The sequence below is a fragment of the Microvirga sp. P4_G7 genome, from assembly GCF_056401005.1.
The window spans coordinates 1-2,027 of sequence record NZ_JBFUKD010000657.1; the positions used below are offsets into that span (position 1 = coordinate 1).

Here is a 2,027-nt window from a genome sequence, read left to right on the forward strand (position 1 = left end):
CTGCGACGGATTGCGCAAGGGAGCGGTCCGGCGCGGTTCGATCAGGATTGGTTTCCTCGGCTCGATGCGGCGGCCGCCTATGTGTTCGTTCGGTCGCATCAGCCACGCCAGATTGTCGAGATCGGGTCCGGTCACTCGACGCGATTTATGGCCCGGGCCATCGCCGACGGTGGCTTGGCGACCCGGATCACGTGCATTGATCCCGCGCCTCGCGCCTCGCTTGCGGCTCTCGACGTCACCCACCTGCCCTCTCTCTTGAGGGACGCAGATCCGGGTCTTTTCTCGCGGCTTCAAGCGGGTGATGTGCTTTTCATCGATTCCAGCCACATCGCCATGCCGGGCACAGATGTCGATCGGCTGTTTCTCGACGTCTTGCCAAGGCTCGCGACCGGCGTTCTCGTGCACGTGCACGACATCACGCTCCCCGAGGCATACCCGCCGTCATGGAACTGGCGGTCCTATAACGAACAATTGCTCGTCGGAGCGCTTCTTCAGGGCGACGGCTATGAATTGTGCTTCGCCAGTCGCTACGTCGCGACGGCACTGGGGGCCACCCTCGCCCAGACCGTCTTGGCTGAATTGCCGATTGGCGCGCAGGCGCTGGAAACGAGCCTTTGGCTCAGAAAGCGGTAGTTCCGATCAGGGGCCGGGACGCGTTTGGCCCGGCTGCGGAACAGCGATTCCGGCGAGCGCATATTCGTTCAGTTTGTTGCGCAGGGTGCGGACCGAAATGCCAAGCAATTTAGCCGCGTGGGTACGGTTGCCCAGGTAGTGATCCAACGTCATCAGGATGAGATGTCGCTCGACGTCGGCGATGGTTCTGCCCAGAAGCGCGCTTTGCTGCGCTCCATTTTCAAGCGCTCCGTGTTCAAGCACTCTGTTTTCGCCCTCGGCTGAGCTGCCGAAAACCGCCGGCGTCATCGAACGGTCGGATTGGTTCGTGAGATAGGATGCGTCCACAGCCCGGCCTGATTCGAGTTGGTACAGAACAACTAAGGCTTGCCCCGCACATGGTTAGAAAACCTTTAACGGGGCCGACCATAGGTACTCGAGCAGACGAACGAAGGCGCTACCAAGGGCAGCGCCTTCGAAAAGGGGAGTTTGCGACGGCTATTGGCGGTATTGCTGAATGCGCGTCGTGCGCAAACCCGCCAGACCGTGCTGGTCGATGGACAATTGCCAGCTCAGGAACTCTTCCGTCGTGAGAGTATAGCGCTGGCAGGCCTCGTCGAGGCTGAGAAGTCCGCCGCGAACAGCGGCGACCACCTCTGCCTTACGGCGAATGACCCATCGACGGGTGGATGACGGAGGAAGATCGGCAATCGTCAGCGGACTTCCATCGGGCCCGATGACATATTTGACCCTCGGGCGGTGGGGTTCGGTCATGATACGCTCACACAAAATTCAACGACCTCGTTGACCTTGAAGCTAAGTCATGCCGCTTAATGTTTTCCTAAGCGCGCTGAAGGCGTTCCCGTCCATGCCCCGATTTGGCCGCATTGGTTAACGCACTCATAAAAATGGCGTGCTCAGTCACTGCGCTGCTCACTCATGTAAGGGCGTCCGGCGTCGTTGAGCACCCGGTCGAGCGCCTCGATGGCCTGGAAAATCCGCGTCAGCTCGTCAGCCATCTCCACGGAGGGAAGTGGAGCGGCAGCGACTTGTCGTGTCACTTCCCGGCGGCGTTTGACGAGATTTTCCCGTGCGGCCACCAATTCTTCGATCTCCTCGGAGGTCATGATCCATCGTCCTTCGAACGGCCCGAGGGCCGTATTGTCGTCATGGCTTCCCTCTATGTAGGCGCGTTCCGGCATCGGCCCAGCACGTCTGGAACATTGCATCGGCAATCGCTATAAGAGGGCTTGGCCCCTCCCGTGCGCCGCCTTGAACGGCGCCTCTGGATGGAATGATGTTGAATTCACTCGATCTTCCCAAAGACCCGTCCCAGACACGGGTCGTCGTCGCCATGTCCGGCGGTGTCGATTCCTCCGTCGTCGCCGCGCTCCTCAAGCGTGAGGGCTATGATG

At 60.4% G+C, this 2,027-nt stretch carries 4 protein-coding genes and 1 pseudogene; 2 read left to right on the forward strand and 3 right to left on the reverse strand.

The annotated features are described in order from the left end of the window. Positions 1 to 633 (forward strand): class I SAM-dependent methyltransferase (locus AC1DT3_RS19175; protein WP_477466809.1); only part of this gene is annotated, 633 nt, incomplete at its 5' end. A gap of 6 nt (positions 634 to 639) precedes the next feature. Here AC1DT3_RS19175 and AC1DT3_RS19180 read toward each other — a convergent pair. The 3 genes and pseudogenes from AC1DT3_RS19180 to AC1DT3_RS19190 form a co-directional block, all read right to left on the reverse strand. Further along, positions 640 to 831: pseudogene (locus AC1DT3_RS19180) on the reverse strand (helix-turn-helix domain-containing protein); the annotation flags it as partial. Between the two features lie 279 nt (positions 832 to 1,110). Further along, positions 1,111 to 1,386, reverse strand: coding sequence for a CtrA inhibitor SciP (gene sciP, locus AC1DT3_RS19185; protein WP_150943946.1), 276 nt, complete (start codon positions 1,384 to 1,386; stop codon positions 1,111 to 1,113). Positions 1,387 to 1,529: 143 nt separating this feature from the next. Continuing rightward, on the reverse strand, positions 1,530 to 1,841 hold the full coding sequence (locus tag AC1DT3_RS19190) for a hypothetical protein (protein WP_477466810.1): 312 nt from the start codon (positions 1,839 to 1,841) through the stop codon (positions 1,530 to 1,532). A gap of 68 nt (positions 1,842 to 1,909) precedes the next feature. Between AC1DT3_RS19190 and AC1DT3_RS19195 the strand changes: the two genes are divergently transcribed. Then, positions 1,910 to 2,027, forward strand: a 118-nt coding sequence (locus AC1DT3_RS19195; RefSeq protein WP_477466811.1) for an asparagine synthase-related protein, incomplete at its 3' end; no start/stop codon positions are given.